The 17,561-nt window shown below is 73.4% G+C and carries 14 protein-coding genes; 3 read left to right on the plus strand and 11 right to left on the minus strand.

The genetic code is table 11. The features are described from left to right. Positions 1–48 precede the first annotated feature (48 nt). The 6 genes from ACZ4M3_RS25825 to ACZ4M3_RS25850 form a co-directional block, all read right to left on the minus strand. On the minus strand, positions 49–381 hold the full coding sequence (locus ACZ4M3_RS25825; RefSeq protein WP_467736429.1) for a hypothetical protein: 333 nt from the start codon (positions 379–381) through the stop codon (positions 49–51). Between the two features lie 118 nt (positions 382–499). Further along, the gene (locus tag ACZ4M3_RS25830) at positions 500–1,918 is read right to left on the minus strand and encodes a DUF6177 family protein (RefSeq protein ID WP_467736431.1); all 1,419 of its coding nucleotides are present in this window, start codon (positions 1,916–1,918) and stop codon (positions 500–502) included. Positions 1,919–1,975: 57 nt separating this feature from the next. Next, positions 1,976–5,950 carry a type VII secretion protein EccCa gene (eccCa, locus tag ACZ4M3_RS25835; protein WP_467736433.1) on the minus strand — a complete coding sequence of 1,325 codons (3,975 nt, stop codon included), beginning with the start codon at positions 5,948–5,950 and terminating at the stop codon, positions 1,976–1,978. 32 nt (positions 5,951–5,982) lie between these two features. Next, entirely contained in the window at positions 5,983–7,611 is a 1,629-nt protein-coding gene (locus tag ACZ4M3_RS25840; RefSeq protein ID WP_467736435.1) for a MinD/ParA family ATP-binding protein, read from the minus strand. 61 nt (positions 7,612–7,672) lie between these two features. Further along, the gene (gene eccD, locus ACZ4M3_RS25845; protein WP_467736437.1) at positions 7,673–9,028 is read right to left on the minus strand and encodes a type VII secretion integral membrane protein EccD; all 1,356 of its coding nucleotides are present in this window, start codon (positions 9,026–9,028) and stop codon (positions 7,673–7,675) included. A 97-nt stretch (positions 9,029–9,125) separates the two neighbouring features. Then, entirely contained in the window at positions 9,126–9,515 is a 390-nt protein-coding gene (locus ACZ4M3_RS25850) for a hypothetical protein (RefSeq protein ID WP_467736439.1), read from the minus strand. Positions 9,516–9,772: 257 nt separating this feature from the next. Between ACZ4M3_RS25850 and ACZ4M3_RS25855 the strand changes: the two genes are divergently transcribed. Beyond that, positions 9,773–10,621: a Bax inhibitor-1/YccA family protein gene (locus ACZ4M3_RS25855; RefSeq protein WP_467736441.1), complete on the plus strand. Its 849-nt coding sequence runs from the start codon at positions 9,773–9,775 to the stop codon at positions 10,619–10,621. Positions 10,622–10,787: 166 nt separating this feature from the next. On the opposite strand, the gene ACZ4M3_RS25860 is transcribed toward ACZ4M3_RS25855, so the two are convergent. Next, complete coding sequence (locus ACZ4M3_RS25860) at positions 10,788–11,018, minus strand: DUF4287 domain-containing protein (RefSeq protein ID WP_136213617.1); 231 nt, start codon at positions 11,016–11,018, stop codon at positions 10,788–10,790. A gap of 98 nt (positions 11,019–11,116) precedes the next feature. On the opposite strand from ACZ4M3_RS25860, the gene ACZ4M3_RS25865 reads away from it, so the two are divergent. Further along, positions 11,117–11,476, plus strand: a complete 360-nt coding sequence (locus ACZ4M3_RS25865) for a hypothetical protein (protein WP_467736443.1) — start codon at positions 11,117–11,119, stop codon at positions 11,474–11,476. On the opposite strand, the gene ACZ4M3_RS25870 is transcribed toward ACZ4M3_RS25865, so the two are convergent. From ACZ4M3_RS25870 to ACZ4M3_RS25880, 3 genes are all read right to left on the minus strand, one after another. Beyond that, the gene (locus ACZ4M3_RS25870) at positions 11,460–12,293 is read right to left on the minus strand and encodes a hypothetical protein (RefSeq protein WP_467736556.1); all 834 of its coding nucleotides are present in this window, start codon (positions 12,291–12,293) and stop codon (positions 11,460–11,462) included. The genes ACZ4M3_RS25865 and ACZ4M3_RS25870 overlap by 17 nt on opposite strands. Positions 12,294–12,636: 343 nt before the next feature. Continuing rightward, complete coding sequence (locus tag ACZ4M3_RS25875) at positions 12,637–13,857, minus strand: acetyl-CoA C-acetyltransferase (RefSeq protein ID WP_467736445.1); 1,221 nt, start codon at positions 13,855–13,857, stop codon at positions 12,637–12,639. A 166-nt stretch (positions 13,858–14,023) separates the two neighbouring features. After that, positions 14,024–15,103 (minus strand): SGNH/GDSL hydrolase family protein, encoded by a 1,080-nt coding sequence (locus ACZ4M3_RS25880; protein ID WP_467736447.1) that lies wholly within the window; start codon positions 15,101–15,103, stop codon positions 14,024–14,026. Between the two features lie 130 nt (positions 15,104–15,233). Between ACZ4M3_RS25880 and ACZ4M3_RS25885 the strand changes: the two genes are divergently transcribed. Further along, on the plus strand, positions 15,234–16,619 hold the full coding sequence (locus ACZ4M3_RS25885) for a cystathionine beta-synthase (protein ID WP_467736558.1): 1,386 nt from the start codon (positions 15,234–15,236) through the stop codon (positions 16,617–16,619). A gap of 474 nt (positions 16,620–17,093) precedes the next feature. On the opposite strand, the gene ACZ4M3_RS25890 is transcribed toward ACZ4M3_RS25885, so the two are convergent. Continuing rightward, entirely contained in the window at positions 17,094–17,474 is a 381-nt protein-coding gene (locus ACZ4M3_RS25890) for a hypothetical protein (protein ID WP_467736449.1), read from the minus strand. Positions 17,475–17,561: the final 87 nt, after the last annotated feature.

Below are 17,561 nucleotides of genomic sequence, written 5' to 3' on the forward strand. Positions count from 1 at the left end.
ACACATCACACTCCCCGTCTGGTTGAAAAGACTTACGACGGCCGTCGCTCAGCGGCCCGAGAAACGCGCCGCGTCGAAGTTCGCCGCCGACATCTGCTGCCGCGCGTTGTCACCCTGCTCCACGTCACCGGTCCCGAACGCCTGCTCCATCCCCGACTGACCGCCCAGGATCGCCGACAAGGCCGCGTTCAGCTCCTTCGTGATCCCGTCCGAGTGCTCCTTGAACGAATCGAACGCGACCTTCCCCTGACCGTTGAACTTCCCCTCCAACGGATGCGCCGCCGCGATCAACTGCCGGATCAGCGTCCCCAGATCCGTGCTCGACGTCCGCGACCCCGACATCAGGCTGGACAGGACCTGCGTCCCCATGTCGAACTTCATCTCACACCCCCGTCACGATAGAACGACCATCAGTCTGACCAATTCTGCCAACATGCGTCGCTCTTGCAACCTGCAATCTGCCAGTTGTGACCAAAGCCGAACATCCCAACGGGTCCGCTCATACGCCCTTCAGATGCCGCATCAGCACCTCGAAGTCCCGCCACCCCGACAGGTCCGACGGGTCCCCCGGCAGCGGGTAGTACAGCGCCGGCCGGGCCTTCGGCCCCAGCGGCACCGGCCGTGCCGCCAGCGGCGTGTTGCGGGCCCGGTCGCCCGGCATCGCGCGGACCTCCTCCGCCCCGAGGACGAAGGCCACCGGTACGCCCGGTCCCTCGAAGCGCGGCGGCACCGCCAGGTCGCGGCGGGCTTTGCGGAGCTGTACGAGCATCGACTGGAGGTGGTGGCGGGTGGCGAGCAGCTCCGCGGTCCCGGTCAGCGCGTCCAACGGGGGCTCCTCGTCCGCCCCGTAGCCGAACGCGAGGGTGACCTCCTCCTCGACGCCCGCCTCCGTACGGCGGACCCGCACCGTGGCGAGGCCGGGACGCTCGCGACCGCCGACCACCACGAACCAGGTCGGCTCCGGCGCCCGCGCGTACGCGACGTCGGTCAGCCGCGCCGGGGACCACGGCAGGTTGGCCGGCTCCGCTGTGCCCCAACCGGCCGGCGGTGCGCCGGTCAGTTCCCGCCACACCGCCTCCAGCGCGCCCCCCAGTACGAGCCGGTCGTCGGCGGGGTGGACCGTGCGGAAGGTGACCGCCAGCTGCCGCTCCCCGGTCGCGACGACGTCCCGGTACGCGGCCGCCACCGGGGTGCGCGGGTCCTCGGGAGTCGCGTCGAGCGCCTCGACCGGGGCGAAGAGCCCGCCCTGCCAGCGCAGTACGGCCCCGGTGAGGCCGTCGTAGTAGCCGTCCCGCTCGTCCTGCACCACCCAGCGCGAGGGCCGGCCGCTCAGGCCGTCCCGGACGGCGGGGGAGAGGGTGGTGCCCGGCGGGGTGACGACCTGCAGGCCCAGCTCCGCGTCGGCGGCGGCCCGGAAGGCGTCCGCGAGCCAGGCGGTCATGGCCACCACCGGGCGGTCCTGGATGACGACGGCCACCCGGTCGGTGAGCACGTCGACGGCGGGCTGCGCGGCGGCCGGCTCCGGCGCCACGCTCACCCCCTCGGTCCGCACCACGGCCAGCGAGCGCCCCGGTTCGCGCGGCCAGGCGGAGCCGCCCGCCAGCGCGGCCAGCCGGGCGGCGAAGGTGCCGGCCAGCCGGCCGGCCTCGGCGACGCCGGTGGTGGCGCGGGCCTCCGTCCACCAGAACGGGACCGGCGGGGCGGTGGCTCCGAGCAGCCGCTCGGCCTCGCCCTCGACCTGCACCAGCAGCGGCGCCTCGATGGAGACGAGCGGGCGGCCCTGCTCGTCGCACAGCTGTACGACGGCCCCCTCGGCCCCCGCGTTCACCAGCTTGTCGGGCCCCCCGGAGAGCAGTCCGGCGAGCACGGTCCACGGATCGGGCATCCGCTCGGTGAGGGCGACGACGTCCTTGGTCATGTGCTGGTCAGCTCCTTCGGTCGGAGAGCGGGCGGGCAGCCCGGGCGGAGCAGGGGCTCACACCCGGGTGTACACGGTCTGGATCAGTCGGCTCGACTGGCCCCGGCGGACCAGCACCCCCCGCCCGGCGGGCTGCTGGGAGGCGTACACCCCGGGCAGCAGCTGGCCCTCGCTGCGGTCGCCCGCCATGACCAGGGCCGAGGCGCCCGATTCGCGCAGCCCCTGCACCAACGGCTCGTACATGCCGCGCGAGGCACCGGCGACCCGGCGGGTCAGGACGAAGTGCAGGCCGATGTCCGCGGCCGAGGGCACGTACGGCAGGAACGGCGCCAGCGGCGACTGTCCGGCCGTGGTCAGTACGTCGTAGTCGTCGACGAGTACGACGATCCGCGGGCCGCCGCCCCAACTGCCCGGCTCCAGGTCCTCCAGCGGCGCGCCGTCGTCCGGCATCCGCCGCTCCAGCTCGGTGGCGATACCGGCGGCGAGACCCGCGCACAGCTTGGCGTTGTACGCGTAGCCGCCGTTGAACTCCTCGGGGACCACCCCGCGCAGGCCGCGCCGCGGGTCCATGACGGCGAAGACCAGCTCCTCCTCGCCGTAGCGTTCGACGAGGCCGCCGGCGATGGTCTTGAGCAGGTTCGTCTTGCCGCACTCGCTGTCGCCCAGCACCAGCAGGTGCTGGTCGTGCCGGAACAGGTCGAGCAGGACCGGCGCCAGCGCCGTCTGGTCCAGGCCGATCGGCACCCGCTTCGGCTCGGCGGCCGGACCGGGCAGCAGGTGCGGCTCCAGGACGTGCGGCAGCACCCGTACCGGCTGGGCGCTCTCCCCGCTCCAAGTGGCCCGCACCGTACGGGCCGTGCGCTCCAGCACCGCGCCCAGCTCCGAGGCGTCGGCCAGCCCGTCCGTCCGGGGCAGCGCGACCTGGGCGAAGAGCTTGCCGTCGGTCAGCACCCGGCCGGGTTCCTCGGGCGACAGCGTCTCGGCCAGCTTGCGGTCGACGCTGGACTCGCTGGGATCGTTGAGCCGCAGCTCGACCCGCGTCCCGAAGTTCGACTGGGTGGCGATCCGTACGTCGTTCCAGCGCAGCATGCCGGCGACGACGTGGATGCCGTACCCGCCGCCGCGCTTGAGGACGTCCACGACGGCGTCGTCCAGGTTCTCGAAGTCGTCGCGCAGCGCGCCGAAGCCGTCGATGACCAGGACGATCTCGGCGGAGGCGAGCTGGGGCAGCCGGCCCGCCGCGTGCAGGGTGCGCAGCTGCTCGACCGAGTCGATCCCGTGCTCGCGGAAGAGTTCCTCGCGCAGGGCGAGCATCGTGCGGACCTCTTCCACGGTCCGGGCCGCCCGCTCCCGGTCCGCGCGACCCGCGATCCCGCCGACGTGCGGCAGCCCGGCGAGGGCCTGGAGCCCGCCCCCGACCAGGTCGAGCCCGTAGACGCCGACTTCCTGCGGGGTGTGGGTGAGGGCGAGCGAGAGGACCAGGGTGCGCAGCAGGGTGGTCTTGCCGGACTGCGGGCCGCCGATGACGGCGGCGTGGCCGCCCGCCACCGTCAGGTCGAGGTACCACTCGCCCTGCCACTGCTTCGTCGGGTCGTCGAGCACCCCGAGCGGGACCGTCAGCCGCCCGCGCCGCTTGGCGAGCTGCACGCCGCGCGGACCGGCGTCCAGCGGGCCCGCGACCGTGTCCAGGGCGATCGCGGCGGGCAGCGGGGGGAGCCAGATCCGGCGTACCGGCGCGGCGGCCCGCTCCAGCTGGCCGACGATGACCCCCAGCTCGGTCGGGCCGGTCTCGCGGCGCCGCGCCGTGAGCTCCGGCCCCTGCGCGCCCTCCGGCTCCGCGAGGGTGTTGAACGCCTCGTACGCGAGGGCCAGGGGCCCGGTGTCCTGCTCGTCGGTGCGCTCGACGGGGCCCCGGTAGGGGCCGGATACGTAGCTCGCCTTGAAGCGTTCGTAGTGGCTGGTGTCCACCTTCAGGTAGCCGAAGCCGGGCAGCGGCGGGAGGTGGAAGGCGTCCGTGGTGTCCAGGACCGTACGGGACTCGTCGGCGGAGAACGTGCGCAGGCCCAGCCGGTAGGACAGGTAGGTGTCCAGGCCCTTGAGCTTGCCGCCCTCGATCCGCTGGCTGGACAGCAGCAGGTGCACCCCGATGGAGCGGCCGATCCGCCCGATGGACAGGAACAGGTCGATGAAGTCGGGCTTGGCGGTGAGCAGCTCGCCGAACTCGTCGATGACGACGAACAGGTGCGGCAGCGGCTCCAGATCGGGGCGGCGGCCGGTGCGCAGCGCGTTGTAGTCGCCGATGTCGGCGATGTTGCCCGCGTCCTTGAGGACCTGCTGGCGGCGCTTGACCTCGCCCGCGAGCGAGGCGTGCACGCGCTCGACCAGACCGGCCTGGTTCTCCAGGTTGGTGATGACACCGGCGACGTGCGGCAGGGAGGCGAAGGGGGCGAAGGTCGCGCCGCCCTTGTAGTCGACGAGTACGAGGGCGAGGTCCTCCGGGGGGTGCGTCGCCACCAGCGCGAGCACCAGGGTGCGCAGCAGCTCCGACTTGCCGGAGCCGGTGGCGCCGACGCACAGGCCGTGCGGGCCCATGCCCAGCTCGGAGGACTCCTTCAGGTCGAGCAGCACCGGCTCGTGGGAGTCGCTGATGCCGATGGGCACGCGGAGGAAGGCGCGCTCGCCGCGCTGCGCCCACAGGCCGTTGACGTCGAGCCGGGCCACGTCCTCGATGCCCAGCAGCCCGGCGAAGTCGACGGGGCCCGACAGCGGGGCGTCGATCAGCGACTCGGCGGACAGCCGCAGCGGCGCGAGCATCCGGGCCAGGCCCTCGGCGAAGGGGACGCCGACCTCGTCCACCGTGCCGTGGGCACTGACCGGCTCCTCCGCGCGCAGGTCCTCGATGAGCACCCGGTCGCCCTCGACGGTGATCCGTACCCCGACGTGGCCCGGCTCCTGGATGCGCTGGTCGAGCAGGTGCAGGACGGTGACGCCCATCTCGCGCAGCCCGACGGCGTCGTCGGGGCGCGGGAGTTCGACGGCGTCCTCCCCGTGTGCGTCGCCGATGACGAGGAGCCGGGAGGTCATGGACAGCGCGTCCTTGCCGGACAGCCCGCGGCGCACCTCGGCGGCGTAGGAGGCGCGGCGGCGCAGTTCGGGCCCGAGCAGGCGGGCGAGCCGGTCCGTGGACGGGGCGATCCGGCGGGCGGCGACCGGCCCGTCGAGCTGCTCGGTGTCCAGCAGGTGCGGCAGCCACTTGGCCCACTCCCAGTCCGCGAGCCGGTCGCCGGGCACCGCCAGCGCGACGGCCACGTCATCGGGGGCGTGGGTGGCGGCGGCCTGCATCAGCAGGGCGCGGGCCACGCGCAGGCCGTCCTCCCGCGGGCCGATCACGGTGACGTTGCCGACCCGGTCCAGCGGTACGGTCAGCGGCAGTTCGGTGCCGGTACGGAACCGGGCGGTCAGCGCCGAGGCCTCGTTGAGCATGAACCGGTCGGGCGGGGTGAGCACGGTCGAGCCCTGGTCGGCGATCCGCAGGTCCCGCACCGGCATCTCGCCGGTGCCGACCCGCACGCGCAGGAAGTCACCGTCGACCCGGCGCCGTTCCCACAGCCGGGCCGGGTCCCGCACGATGTCGTACAGGGCGCTGGGCGGCGGGTTGAGCACCCCGGCCCGCTCGGCGCCCTCGCGCTCCTCGGCGGCGAGTTCCTCCCGGAGGTCCTCCAGGTAGGCGAGGTACGCCTCGCGCTGGGTGCGGCGGGTGCGCTGGGCCTTGCCGCGCTGCGAGAAGACGAGACCGACGGAGCCGATGACGGTGACGACGAGGATCAGGGCGCCGAGCGCGGCGAACTGGCTGTTGCGCACGACCGTCATCATCACCACCGACGACATCACGCCGGCCACGGGCAGCAGCGACATCGCGATGTTGCCCGCCTTGCCCTCGGGGAGGTTCGGCGGCGCCTCGATGGTGCGGGGCTCGGAGGCGGCCGGGGGCCGGACCGTCCTGGCCGGGCGGTGGATCAGTCGGGTGCTCATCTTCGTGGTCCGTCGTCGTCCGTCGTCGTCCGTCAGTGGCGCTGCTGGGAGAGCTGGAAGGCGTCCGCCGCGATCCGGGTGGCGGCCGCCCTCGTCGCCCGGGCGAGCAGGTCGGTACGGAGGACGCCCCCGTCCGCCAAGTGGCGGTCGTGCGGCAGGACGTGGACGCCCGCCCCCGTGGTGCGGAGCGTGCGCACCGCCTCCTCGACGTCGATGCCGGCGTGCGGGGCCTGTTCCGTCAGGACGACGACCGTGCCGGCGATCACGTACGGGGGCAGGCCCTGCATCCACTGGAGCACCGCGTACGTGCTGGCGACCCCGTCGAGGGTCGCGGGGGTGGTGAGGACGCGGGCCTGGGAGGCGGAGAGCGCGACCCGGGCGACCTCGGCGGGCAGCGTCTCGCAGTCGACCACCGTCACGCCGAAGTAGCGGCGCAGCGCGACCATGGCCCGCTCGTAGGACCGGGTGTCGAGCATGGCGCCGATCTGGCCCTGGCTGCCGGGCAGCAGCCAGGCGTTGTCGCGGAGCTGGACGAGGTAGCCGGTGACGTCGAGCAGCGACATCTGCGGCTCGACGATGTCGGCGACGTCGCCGGTGGTCCAGCGCAGTGACTCGGCGCCGAGCCGGATGGGCAGCGAGCCGAGGGCCGGGTCGGCCTCGACGAACAGCACCGGGTCCTGGCGGTAGTGCGCGTACGTCGTACCGAGCAGGGCGGCGACGGTGGACTTGCCGGCGCCGCCGCGGATGGAGGTGACGGCTATCTGGCGGCCGGTCGTCACGGGCTGCTGGAGCAGCTCGGCGGTACGGGCGGCGTCGGCGACCTCGCGGGCGACGGATGAGGAAACGGTTCGCCAGAGCGCGCCGGCGGCCCGGGCCAGGAACGGCTCACCGTGGCGGGGCTTGCGGCCGGCGCCGACGAGGCCCGGGTCGACCGCGGGACGGGAGTCCAGGGCGCGCGCCGGACGGCCCGCGGCCCCGGCGGCGTAGGGCGGCGCGGGGGCCTGCGCGGGCGGCCCCTGGGGTCCCGGGGCCTGGTACGGGTACCCGTACGCGGCGGGACCGGCACCGGCCCCCGCGGCGGGGTTCTGGGGCGGGGCCGCGGCGGGGTGCTGGTGCGGGGCCGCGGTCGGATTCTGGGGCGGGGCCGCGGCGGGGTTCTGGTAAGGGCTCGCGGCGGGGTTCTGGTGCGGGCCTGCGGCGGAGTGCTGGTGCGGGCCCGCGGCGGAGTGCTGGTGTGGGGCCGCGGCGGAGTTCTGGGGCGGGGCCGCGGCGGGGTTCTGGGGCGGGGCGGCGGCGGGGTTCTGGGGCGGGGCGGCGGTCGGGTTCTGGGGCGGGCTCGCGGCGGGGTTCTGGTGCGGGGCCGCGGGCGGGTGCTGGTGCGGGGCCGCGGGCGGGTTCTGGTGCGGCCCCGGGTGCTGGTGCGGGGCCGCGGGCGGGTTCTCGTGCGGGGCCGCCGCCGGGCTCGGGTGGGCGGCGGCCGCGGGCGGCGGCTGGGCGGGGCCGGGGCCGTCGGGCGCCGGGGGCTCCGCGCCGGGGCCCTGGGACGGGGTCGCGCCCTGCGGGTCGGGCCGGACCTGCCCCGGCCCCTGGGGGAGCGGCTGCTGCGCGCCGCCCCTCAGGTCGCGCAGGACGTCGCCCTGCCAGTTCTCTCCGCTCGGCATCCCTGCCCCTACCCCTCTCGTACCGACCTGCCGCCCCGGCCGGAGCCGCCTGCGAGTTGACTCAGAACTTGTCGAGCAGCTGCCCGTAGATGCCGAACACCCCGACGCCCAGCGGGAACAGCGCCACCACGCCCACGGATTCGACGAAGTCGGCCGTGCGCCGCAGCCGGACCTGCACGTGCTCGGCCGGCTGCACGGCGAGCCCCAGCAGCGGCAGCAGCGCGGCCGCGCACAGCACGGCCAGCGCTCCCGTACCGCCGCCGTGCCCGATCCACAGCACCACGAGGCGGACGAGGAGGACGGCCGCCGCGGCGAGCAGCGCCACCACCTCGGCGACCAGCGGGAACGCCCGCGCCCGCGACAGCAGCACCACGGCGACCAGCGACGGCAGCACCACCGTCCACACGCTCGGCTCCCCGGCCAGCGTGAGCAGCCAGCCCGCGGCGGCGGCCGAGACGGCGGTCGCGATCGTCGCGAGCGCCAGGCCGCGGTGCGTGGCGGCGAGGGCGTTGCCCACCTGGTGGCGGCTGACGGAGGCGCCGCCGGAGCGCCTGTCGTCCAGCGCGGTCAGGCCCGACGCCATGAGCGCGAGCCGTGGCAGGAGCCCGAGCAGCAGCACGGAGAACAGGGCCATGACCGTGCCGAGGCGCGCCGGTTCGCCCTGTACGGCGGCCACGGCCTCCCACACGGCGGTGATGACGGCGACGGCCCCGGCGCCGATGAGCCCGCCGCGGCCGAGCGGGGAGAAGTAGCCGAGCATCCCGAGCGTCACGACCAGCGCGCCCGCGACGGCGGCGAGCCGCAGCGCCCACGACCAGTGGTGCGCGTCGGCTGCGGTCCACGCCGTGAGCACGCCGAGCCCCCCGGAGGCGAACAGCAGGGCGGTGGCCAGGCCCCGGTTGCCCCGCCCGATCCGGGCGCCGAGCGCGCCGGCGGCCAGCAGGACGAGCGTGACCGCCAGCAGGCCCGTGGCCAGGGTGTCGAGGGCGACCTCGCGCCGGGCGAGCAGCGCGGCGGTCAGCGTGAACAGGACCGTCGCCACCCCGGCACTGCCCCGGCGGGCTGCGGGACGCCAGCGCCACGCCCGGAGATCGAGGTCGTCGGCCACCAGGTCGGTCACGTCGTGGACGACGGGGGCGGGCGGCGCCGAGTGGATCCTGACGAGCCGCAGGACGGCGCCGTCGGCTATGCCGGCCGAGGCCAGCGTGCTGTCCTGCGGCAGCGCGGAGCCGTCCGAGGTCAGCAACTGGCGGGTCATCGGCCGCGAGGCGGCCCGGTCGTCGAGCAACTGGAGTATGTCCGGGAGCAGCTGCCCGATCGGCGCATCGGAGGGCAGGACCATGTCGGCCCGGCGCCGCTCGCCGACCAGGGTCACCCGGGACAGCTGTGCTCGGGAAGTCGTTGCTGTGCTCACCACTTGCAGGAACCTACCATCGCGGTCTTGCGGCCCTTCGGGACGAGAACTCCTGCGCGAACCTCTACGCGAACCTCTACGAGAACTGCACCGGGGACCGCTACGAGCCGCTCGGCCGCGGCGACTTCGGCACCGGCCCCGGCGCCGACGGCGACTTCGACGGCTTCGGCGAGGTGGCGGGGTGCCCCGTCGCGGCGGGCGGGGCCGACGGACCGGGCGGCGCGGGGGACGGTCCGTACTGCTGCACCTGGCTCTGCTGTTGCTGCTTCTGCTGTTCCGCCTTCTGCTTCGCCAGCGTGGCCTGGATGAAGGACCAGCCGACGCAGCCCGCGCACAGCACGGCCGCGATGGCGATGCCCGCGAACATCTTCCCGAGCCGTTCGTCCGCCGTGCGCCGGGCCCGCTGCACGCCGAACAGCAGCGCGTCACGCATCCTGCGGCGGCGTACCGCCACCGACTCCAGCAGCTGACTGTCGTAGTCCCGTGCCATGTGCCGTCCGCCGCCTCCCCCGTCTTCCCCCCGCGTTTTGCCTGTGCAACATAAAGCATTCATCAGCTCGGAACACAGCACGGCGGCCGGGCGCACGGCGCTGCGGCCGTCCGCGGACCGGCCGGACACGTCGCGACGGCTCTCGCGCGGTTCGCCTTGTCTTCTCCTAAGATCCTCCTCCAGCAGTAGGGTGGTTTCTTTGCGAACGCATTACTCTTGTAGCTGACGGCCGCGTCCCGCGGCCACGGAGGAGTGAGATGAGGAGCAGTAACCCGGTCTTCTCGCGACGGGGGTTCAGCCGCGACACCGGCGGCTACGCGGGCTTTGACGCGCAGCAGGCCGGGACCGCGACCAACCCGTACGCGACGAACCCCTACGCGGCGGACGCCGTCACCGGCATGCCGCAGGCCCCGGCGCGCACCCACGTGATGACCATGGACGACGTCGTGAGCCGTACGGCCATGACGCTCGGCACCGTGGTGCTCACCGCGGTCATCTCCTGGATCGCGCTGCCCGTCGACCCGGCCAACATCAACAAGTCGTACGGCATCGCCATCGGAGCCGCGCTCATCGCGATGGTCCTGGCGCTCGTCCAGTCGTTCAAGCGCACGCCGGTCCCCGCGCTGATCCTGGCGTACGCGGCCTTCGAGGGCGTGTTCCTCGGCGTCATCAGCTCGGCCACCAGCACCTACTTCGGTGGGGGCGTGGTCATCCAGGCCGTGCTGGGCACGATGTGCGTCTTCGCCGCCGTGCTCTTCGCGTACAAGATGCGCTGGATCCGCGTCACGCGCCGCTTCACCGGCTTCGTGCTGGCCGCCGCCATGGGCTTCATGCTGCTCATGGCCGCGAACCTGCTGTTCGCCCTGTTCGGCGGCGGCGACGGCCTCGGCTTCCGCAGCGGTGGCCTCGGCATCCTGTTCGGCATCGTCGGCGTGATCCTCGGCGCGTGCTTCCTCGCCATGGACTTCAAGCAGGTCGAGGACGGCATCGCGTACGGCGCCCCCCGCGAGGAGTCCTGGCTGGCGGCCTTCGGCCTCACCCTGACCCTGGTGTGGATCTACTTGGAGCTGCTGCGGCTGTTCCAGATCCTCTCCGGCGACGACTAGTCCGGCCCCGGCCCCGGCCGGTCAGGCAGGAGGAAGGCCCCGCGAGCGATGCGCTCGCGGGGCCTTCCCGCGTCGTGGAGCGGGTCTTGCAGGGGGTCGTGCAGCGGTACGGATGGGGGTAGGTCGGGGGGATTCGGCCGGTCAGGGGTCTCGTACGGGGCAGGGCTCAGCCGAGTCTGCGGGCGGCCCTGCGCAGGTCGTACTCGTGGATGATCGCCTTGGCCTGGCCGTACGAGAGGTCGTGCGCGCCGCGCAGCCAGCTGACCTTCTCCTCGAACCGGACGAGGGACGGGCCGTCGTCCACGGTGCGCAGCCAGTCGGACACTTCACGACCGGTGGTCAGGGGAATTCTGTCGATCATGTTGCGGTGTGTCTGCTCCGAGAACTCTACGGACATGGGCGCCTCCGGAGGTATCGCCTTGTTCTCTTCACGACACCGTGCCTCAGCGTTCGCCCGTTGGCAATGGCGCCGGGGCGGCGCGTAAGGTCGGCCGGATGCTTGATACTTCGCCCCTGACCGCCGCCGTCGAACGTTTCGCCGACCGGCTGCGGGCCGCCCCGCAGAGCCGGCTCCGGCGCGGCGCCGCCGCCGAAGCGCTGGAACTGGCCCGGGAGCTGGCCCTGCGGGCCCAGCGGCTGGAGGACGCGGCCACGGATCCGCGGGGGGCGGCTCCGGCGCGCGTCGTGCCGGACGAGGGCGTCTTCACCGTCGGCGACCAGGTCGCGGTCACCGGGCAGGACCTCGCCGAGGCGCTGCGGGGCCTGCGCGCGGGGGACGGCGAAACGGCCCCGTCCGAGATGCTGGACGAGGCCGTGCGGTTGGTGGAGCAGGCGGAAGTCAGAGCGATGCGATGACGCGGTCCGCGAGGATGTAGACGTTGCTGTCCGGGTCCTCGGCGTCACCGCAGGAGAAGGTCAGGGCGTAGGCGCCGGAGATCCCCGAGCCGCCCAACAGCACCGGAGCGGTACCCGAGCGCAGGGCCTCGGCCAGCCGCTCCGCCGTCTCCCGGTGGCCCGGGGTCATGCAGAGCGTGGTGCCGTCGGTGAAGACGTACACGTCCAGCGTGCCCAGCGGGCCGGGCCGGACGTCGGCGAGGGCCGTACGGGCCTGCGCGAGCTCCTCCAGCCGGCTGACGGTGCGCTCGTGGTCCACGCCCGGGTGCGGGGCCTGGACGGGGACGAAGTCGGGGTGCGAGGGGTGCCGTCGGCGGGCAGCGGCCAGCTCGGCCGAGTCCTCGGGGTACTCGTCCAGCAGATCGTCCCCCAGGACCGGCTCCAGGCCCACCAGGTCGGCCTGGCGGGGGAGGAAGACCGGGCTGTCCTCGCCGAGCCCCGGCAGGCCGCCCAGCAGCGAGGTCGGGGCCTCCCCGGCGAAGCTGGGCGAGGCGTCGGCGGCGTCCCGGGCCTCCTGCGCGGCCCAGAAGGCCCGCGCTTCGGCCAGTTCCCGCTCCCGCTCCTCGGCGAGGGCTTCGGCGACGGCGGCTCGTATCTCGGCGGCGGGGGACTCCACGGCGCTACGGGCGTGCGGGACGCTCGCGGCGCGCGGGTGGGCCGGCACCGCCAGCTCGCCGCGCAGGGCCGTGACCTGCTTACGCAGTCCGTGTACGGCGTGCAGCGCAGCGGCGCCCACGGCCGTGGCAGCGGCCGTGGTCAGCAGCAGGGCAAGAGACATGGCGCTCACTGACTAACTCCTGGTTGATTCGATCCCCCGACTTCCTACATCAGCTTGACCTGTGCTGGGAATGGCATGCAGTGCATTACGTCATGAATTGGACAGGCCAAAGGTCCCTCGGCGCTCCGGCGTACTTCTCTGACCTGCGGAAATGCCGATCCCCCAGGACATAGGTCACATCCTGGGGGAGATTCGGTCACAGGTCGGCCGCGGCGGGGTTGATTCCTTACCCTCCGCTACGGCTCAGCTCAGCCGCTGGTTCTCGTGGTCGCGCTGAGCCTCGCCACCGCTGCGGGCAGGTGCGCCCCTCGTTCCTCGGGGCACCCCTACCCTCCGCTACGGCTCAGCTCAGCCGCTCGATGACCATCGCCATGCCCTGGCCGCCGCCCACGCACATCGTTTCGAGGCCGAACTGCTTGTCGTGGAACTGGAGGCTGTTGATCAGGGTGCCGGTGATGCGCGCGCCGGTCATGCCGAACGGGTGGCCGACCGCGATCGCCCCGCCGTTGACGTTGAGCTTCTCCAGCGGGATCTCCAGGTCCCGGTACGACGGGATGACCTGGGCGGCGAACGCCTCGTTGATCTCGAAGAGGTCGATGTCGCCGACCGTCAGGCCGGCCCGCTTGAGGGCCTGCTTCGAGGCCTCGACCGGGCCCAGGCCCATGATCTCGGGGGAGAGGCCGGTCACGCCGGTGGAGACGATCCGGGCCAGCGGCGTCAGGCCCAGCTCCCGCGCCTTCGTGTCGCTCATGATGACCAGCGCGGCGGCGCCGTCGTTCAGCGGGCAGCAGTTGCCGGCCGTCACCAGGCCGTCGGGGCGGAAGACGGGCTTGAGGCCCTGCACGCCCTCCAGCGTGACGCCGGCGCGCGGGCCGTCGTCCGTGGCGACGACCGTGCCGTCCGGGGTGGTGACCGGGGTGATCTCGCGCGCCCAGAACCCGTTCTTGATGGCTTCCTCGGCGAGGTTCTGCGACCGCACGCCGAACTCGTCCATGTCCTGGCGGGTCACGCCCTTCAGCCGGGCCAGGTTCTCGGCGGTCTGCCCCATCGCGATGTACGCGTCCGGGACCAGGCCGTCCTCGCGCGGGTCGTGCCACGACGCCCCCTCGCTCTGCGCCACGGCGGCCGTCCGGGCCTCCGCGTCGGCGAAGAGCGGGTTGTGGGTGTCCGGCATGCCGTCGGAGGAGCCCTTCACCGAACGGGAGACCATCTCGACGCCCGCCGAGATGAAGACGTCGCCCTCGCCCGCCTTGATGGCGTGCAGCGCCATGCGCGAGGTCTGGAGGGAGGAGGAGCAGTAGCGGGTGATCGTGCAGCCCGGCAGGTGGTCCATGCCCATCTGCACGGCGACGATGCGGCCCAGGTTGTGGCCCTGCTCGCCGCCCGGCAGGCCGCAGCCCAGCATCAGGTCGTCGATCTCGCGCGGGTCCAGCTCGGGGACCTTGGCGAGGGCGGCCTGGATGATCGTGGCGGTCAGGTCGTCCGGGCGGACGTCCTTGAGGGACCCCTTGAAGGCGCGCCCGATGGGTGAGCGGGCGGTGGAAACGATGACTGCTTCGGGCATCGGGGCTCCAAGGGGGTGCGTTGCGGCTCGTACCGGACCAGCAAGTGAAGTTACCGGCCCGTACCGTCGAGGTCACCGGCCTCGCGGTGTGATGAGGACCGCACCGGGCGGCGGGCCGGGCACCCGGAGGGCGGCCGGGTCTCCAGGATCCCTCGCGGGCCGGGGGTCAGGACCCGGGCACCGGGGCGTCCGTACCTTCGGCGGCCCCGGTGGCTTCGCCCGGCCGGCCCGCTTCGCCCGGCTGGCCCGCCTCGGCCGGCTGGCCGATGGGCTCGGACTCGGGCACCCGCCGGCGCCGCCGGTGCTTGAGCAGGGCCCACGGGCCGCGGGCGGGGGTGACCTCCGTGCCCGCCTCCCCGGCCGCGGCCGAAGCGGCCTTCGCCACCGGCAGCAGGTCCTCGTCCCGGGACACGTCGAGGCGGTCCGACCCGGGCCACAGCCCGAGCGCCGCGCACAGGGTCGGCAGGACGGCCATGGCGGCGGTCGCGTACCCCTCCGCCGACGGGTGGTAGGAGTCCGGGCCGAACATCTCGCGCGGGTTCGCCGCGAACTCCGGCCCCAGCAGGTCCCCCATCGAGACCGTACGGGCCCCCAGCGCGACCACCCCGATCGTCTGGGCGGCCGCCAGCTGGCGCGAGACCCGGCGGGCCAGCATGCGCAGCGGCTGGTAGACCGGTTCGATCGTGCCCAGGTCCGGGCAGGTGCCGACGACCACCTCGGAGCCCGCCAGCCGCAGCCTGCGTACCGCCGCGGTGAGCAGCCGGACCGACTGGGTGAGCGGCATCCGGCGGGTCACGTCGTTCGCGCCGATCATGATCACGCAGACGTCGGGGACCGGGGCGTCCCCGTCCAGCAGCAGGCCCACCTGCCGGTCGAGGTCGTCCGACCTGGCTCCCGACAGGGCCACGTTGCGCAGCTCGACCGGCCGCTCGGCCACCGCCGCCAGGCCCGAGGCCAGCAGCGCTCCCGGGGTCTGCCGCGCCCGCCGGACCCCGAGACCGGCGGCCGTGGAATCGCCGAGCATGCCCAGCCGCAGCGGACCGGGACTAAGCTCGGGACCACCGAACTCGCTCCCGTACACCCCGTCGGCGCGGGGCGGATCCGGCAGACCGGTGCCCACCGTGCGCTTGGCGAACTGGACCTCCGCCAGCACCAGACCCACCGCGGCGACCCCGAGCAGCCCGAGCCCGCCGCCGCCGTACGCCGCGCCCGCCGCGATCCGGCGGGCCGTCCTCGCCCTGGACACCCTTGGGCACCTCGCTTTCCTCCTGCCCCGATGACCTTCCTGCCCCGTACAGCCGGTCGGCCAATCCCTTTCCGCATACTCTGGCCGGACCTCCCGGAGAACCCGTGGAGTCCCCTCCTTGGAGAACATGGTGCAATTCCACGACTCGATGATCAGCCTCGTCGGCAACACCCCGCTGGTGAAGCTCAACCGTGTGACCGAAGGCCTGCAGGCCACCGTCCTTGCGAAGGTCGAGTACTTCAATCCCGGTGGGTCCGTGAAGGACCGGATCGCCGTCCGGATGATCGAGGCCGCCGAGCAGAGCGGTGCCCTCAAGCCCGGCGGCACCATCGTGGAGCCGACCAGTGGCAACACCGGCGTAGGACTCGCCATCGTGGCCCAGCAGAAGGGCTACAAGTGCATCTTCGTCTGCCCTGACAAGGTGTCCCTGGACAAGATCAACGTGCTGCGCGCGTACGGTGCCGACGTGGTCGTCTGCCCGACCGCCGTCGACCCCGAGCACCCGGACTCGTACTACAACGTCTCCGACCGCCTCGTGCGCGAGACGCCGGGCGCCTGGAAGCCCGACCAGTACAGCAACCCGAACAACCCCCGCTCGCACTACGAGACCACCGGTCCCGAGCTGTGGGAGCAGACGGACGGGAAGATCACGCACTTCGTGGCCGGCGTCGGCACGGGCGGCACGATCTCGGGCACCGGCAACTACCTCAAGGAGGTGTCCGGCGGCAAGGTCAAGGTCATCGGCGCCGACCCCGAGGGCTCCGTCTACTCGGGCGGCTCCGGCCGCCCCTACCTGGTCGAGGGCGTCGGCGAGGACTTCTGGCCGACCGCCTACGACCGCAACGTCACCGACGAGATCATCGCGGTGTCCGACAAGGACTCCTTCCAGATGACGCGTCGCCTCGCCAAGGAAGAGGGCCTGCTGGTCGGCGGCTCCTGCGGCATGGCGGTCGTCGCGGCGCTCAAGGCCGCCGAGGGCCTGGGGCCGGACGACGTGGTGGTCGTACTGCTGCCCGACAGCGGCCGCGGCTACATGAGCAAGATCTTCAGCGACGAGTGGATGGCGGGCCACGGCTTCCTGGAGGAGGCCGGTCCGTCCGCGCGCATCGGTGACGTGCTCGCGGACAAGGAGGGCGCCATGCCGTCCCTGGTCCACATGCACCCCGAGGAGACGGTCGGCGAGGCCATCGACGTGCTGCGCGAGTACGGCGTCTCGCAGATGCCGATCGTCAAGCCGGGCGCCGGCCACCCGGACGTGATGGCGGCCGAGGTCATCGGCTCCGTCGTCGAGAAGGAACTGCTCGCGGCCCTGTTCGGGCAGCGGGCCTCGCTGGGCGACCCGCTGGAGAAGCACATGAGCGCGCCGCTGCCGCAGGTCGGCTCCGGCGAGCCGGTGGCCGAGCTGATGGCGGTACTGGGCGAGGCGGACGCGGCGATCGTGCTGGTCGAGGGCAAGCCGACGGGTGTCGTCAGCCGGCAGGACCTGCTCGCGTTCCTGGCCAAGTCGGGCAAGTAGGCCGGTTGCGGTCCGTCGCCCAAACGGTACGGGCCCGACACGTGACGGCAGCACCGGCTTAACACGGCTCCGGCACAGTGGTGGTTGTCGGCAGGGAACGGCAGAAGCCCCCCGCCGACACCACCGAACGGCGTTGGCGTACTTCCGGAGCGGCTCCCGGACCGCGTGAACGCCACGGACGCGGCCGGCCCTGACCCGGCCCGTGTCCTGCGCGGGAACCGCCGTCGTCCCGCCCCCCGGGCGACCGGGGGTGCGGCGGTTCCCGCGCCTTTCCTCTTTTTGTGGGCTCGGTTCGGTCCCCCCAGCCTCCGGCCGGGAGGTGCCCCCACAGGCGGGCCCCTTCGCCTCACTCGCCCGTGCCGACTTCGCGCAGGGGGTAGGCCCCTTGCAGGCGGCCTTTGCTTCGCATGTCCGTGGCGTTCGGCCGAGGGGCCACGCCTCGGGCTTGCCCGTGCCCCGGCGGAGCCTTTCGGCTCAGGCCGGCGGGTGGCGGCGGGTGCGCTGGGGGAAGGATTTGGCGGCGTGGGCGAAGTTGACCGCCACGATTCCGGCCCAGGAGACCAGCAGGCCCGTCAGGTGGGCCTGGGTGGCGGCGATGGCGGTCAGCGGGATCGCCAGCACCAGCGTGATGATGGCGAAGCCGAACCGTTCGCCGAAGTTGCCGTCGTCCGCCGAGGACCCGGCAGGGACTTCGCCGCGGGCCGTCGTCAGCCGTTCCTCCGCCAGCCGGCGGCTGACCTGGGTGTGGATCTTGTCCACGAACGAGTCCACCAGCGCGGCCTCGTACTCCGGTCCCAGCTCCCTCCGCGCGTCCAACGTGGCGTCGAGTTCCTTCTTCAGCTCCTGGCGCTCCATGCGCCCACCGTAGGAACCCCCGCGCGCCCGGACACTGGGGCTAACCCCCGTCTCGCGGGACGGTCCGCGGCTTGCCGTCCTGCATAA

Source organism: Streptomyces sp. NPDC026522 (genome assembly GCF_055567555.1).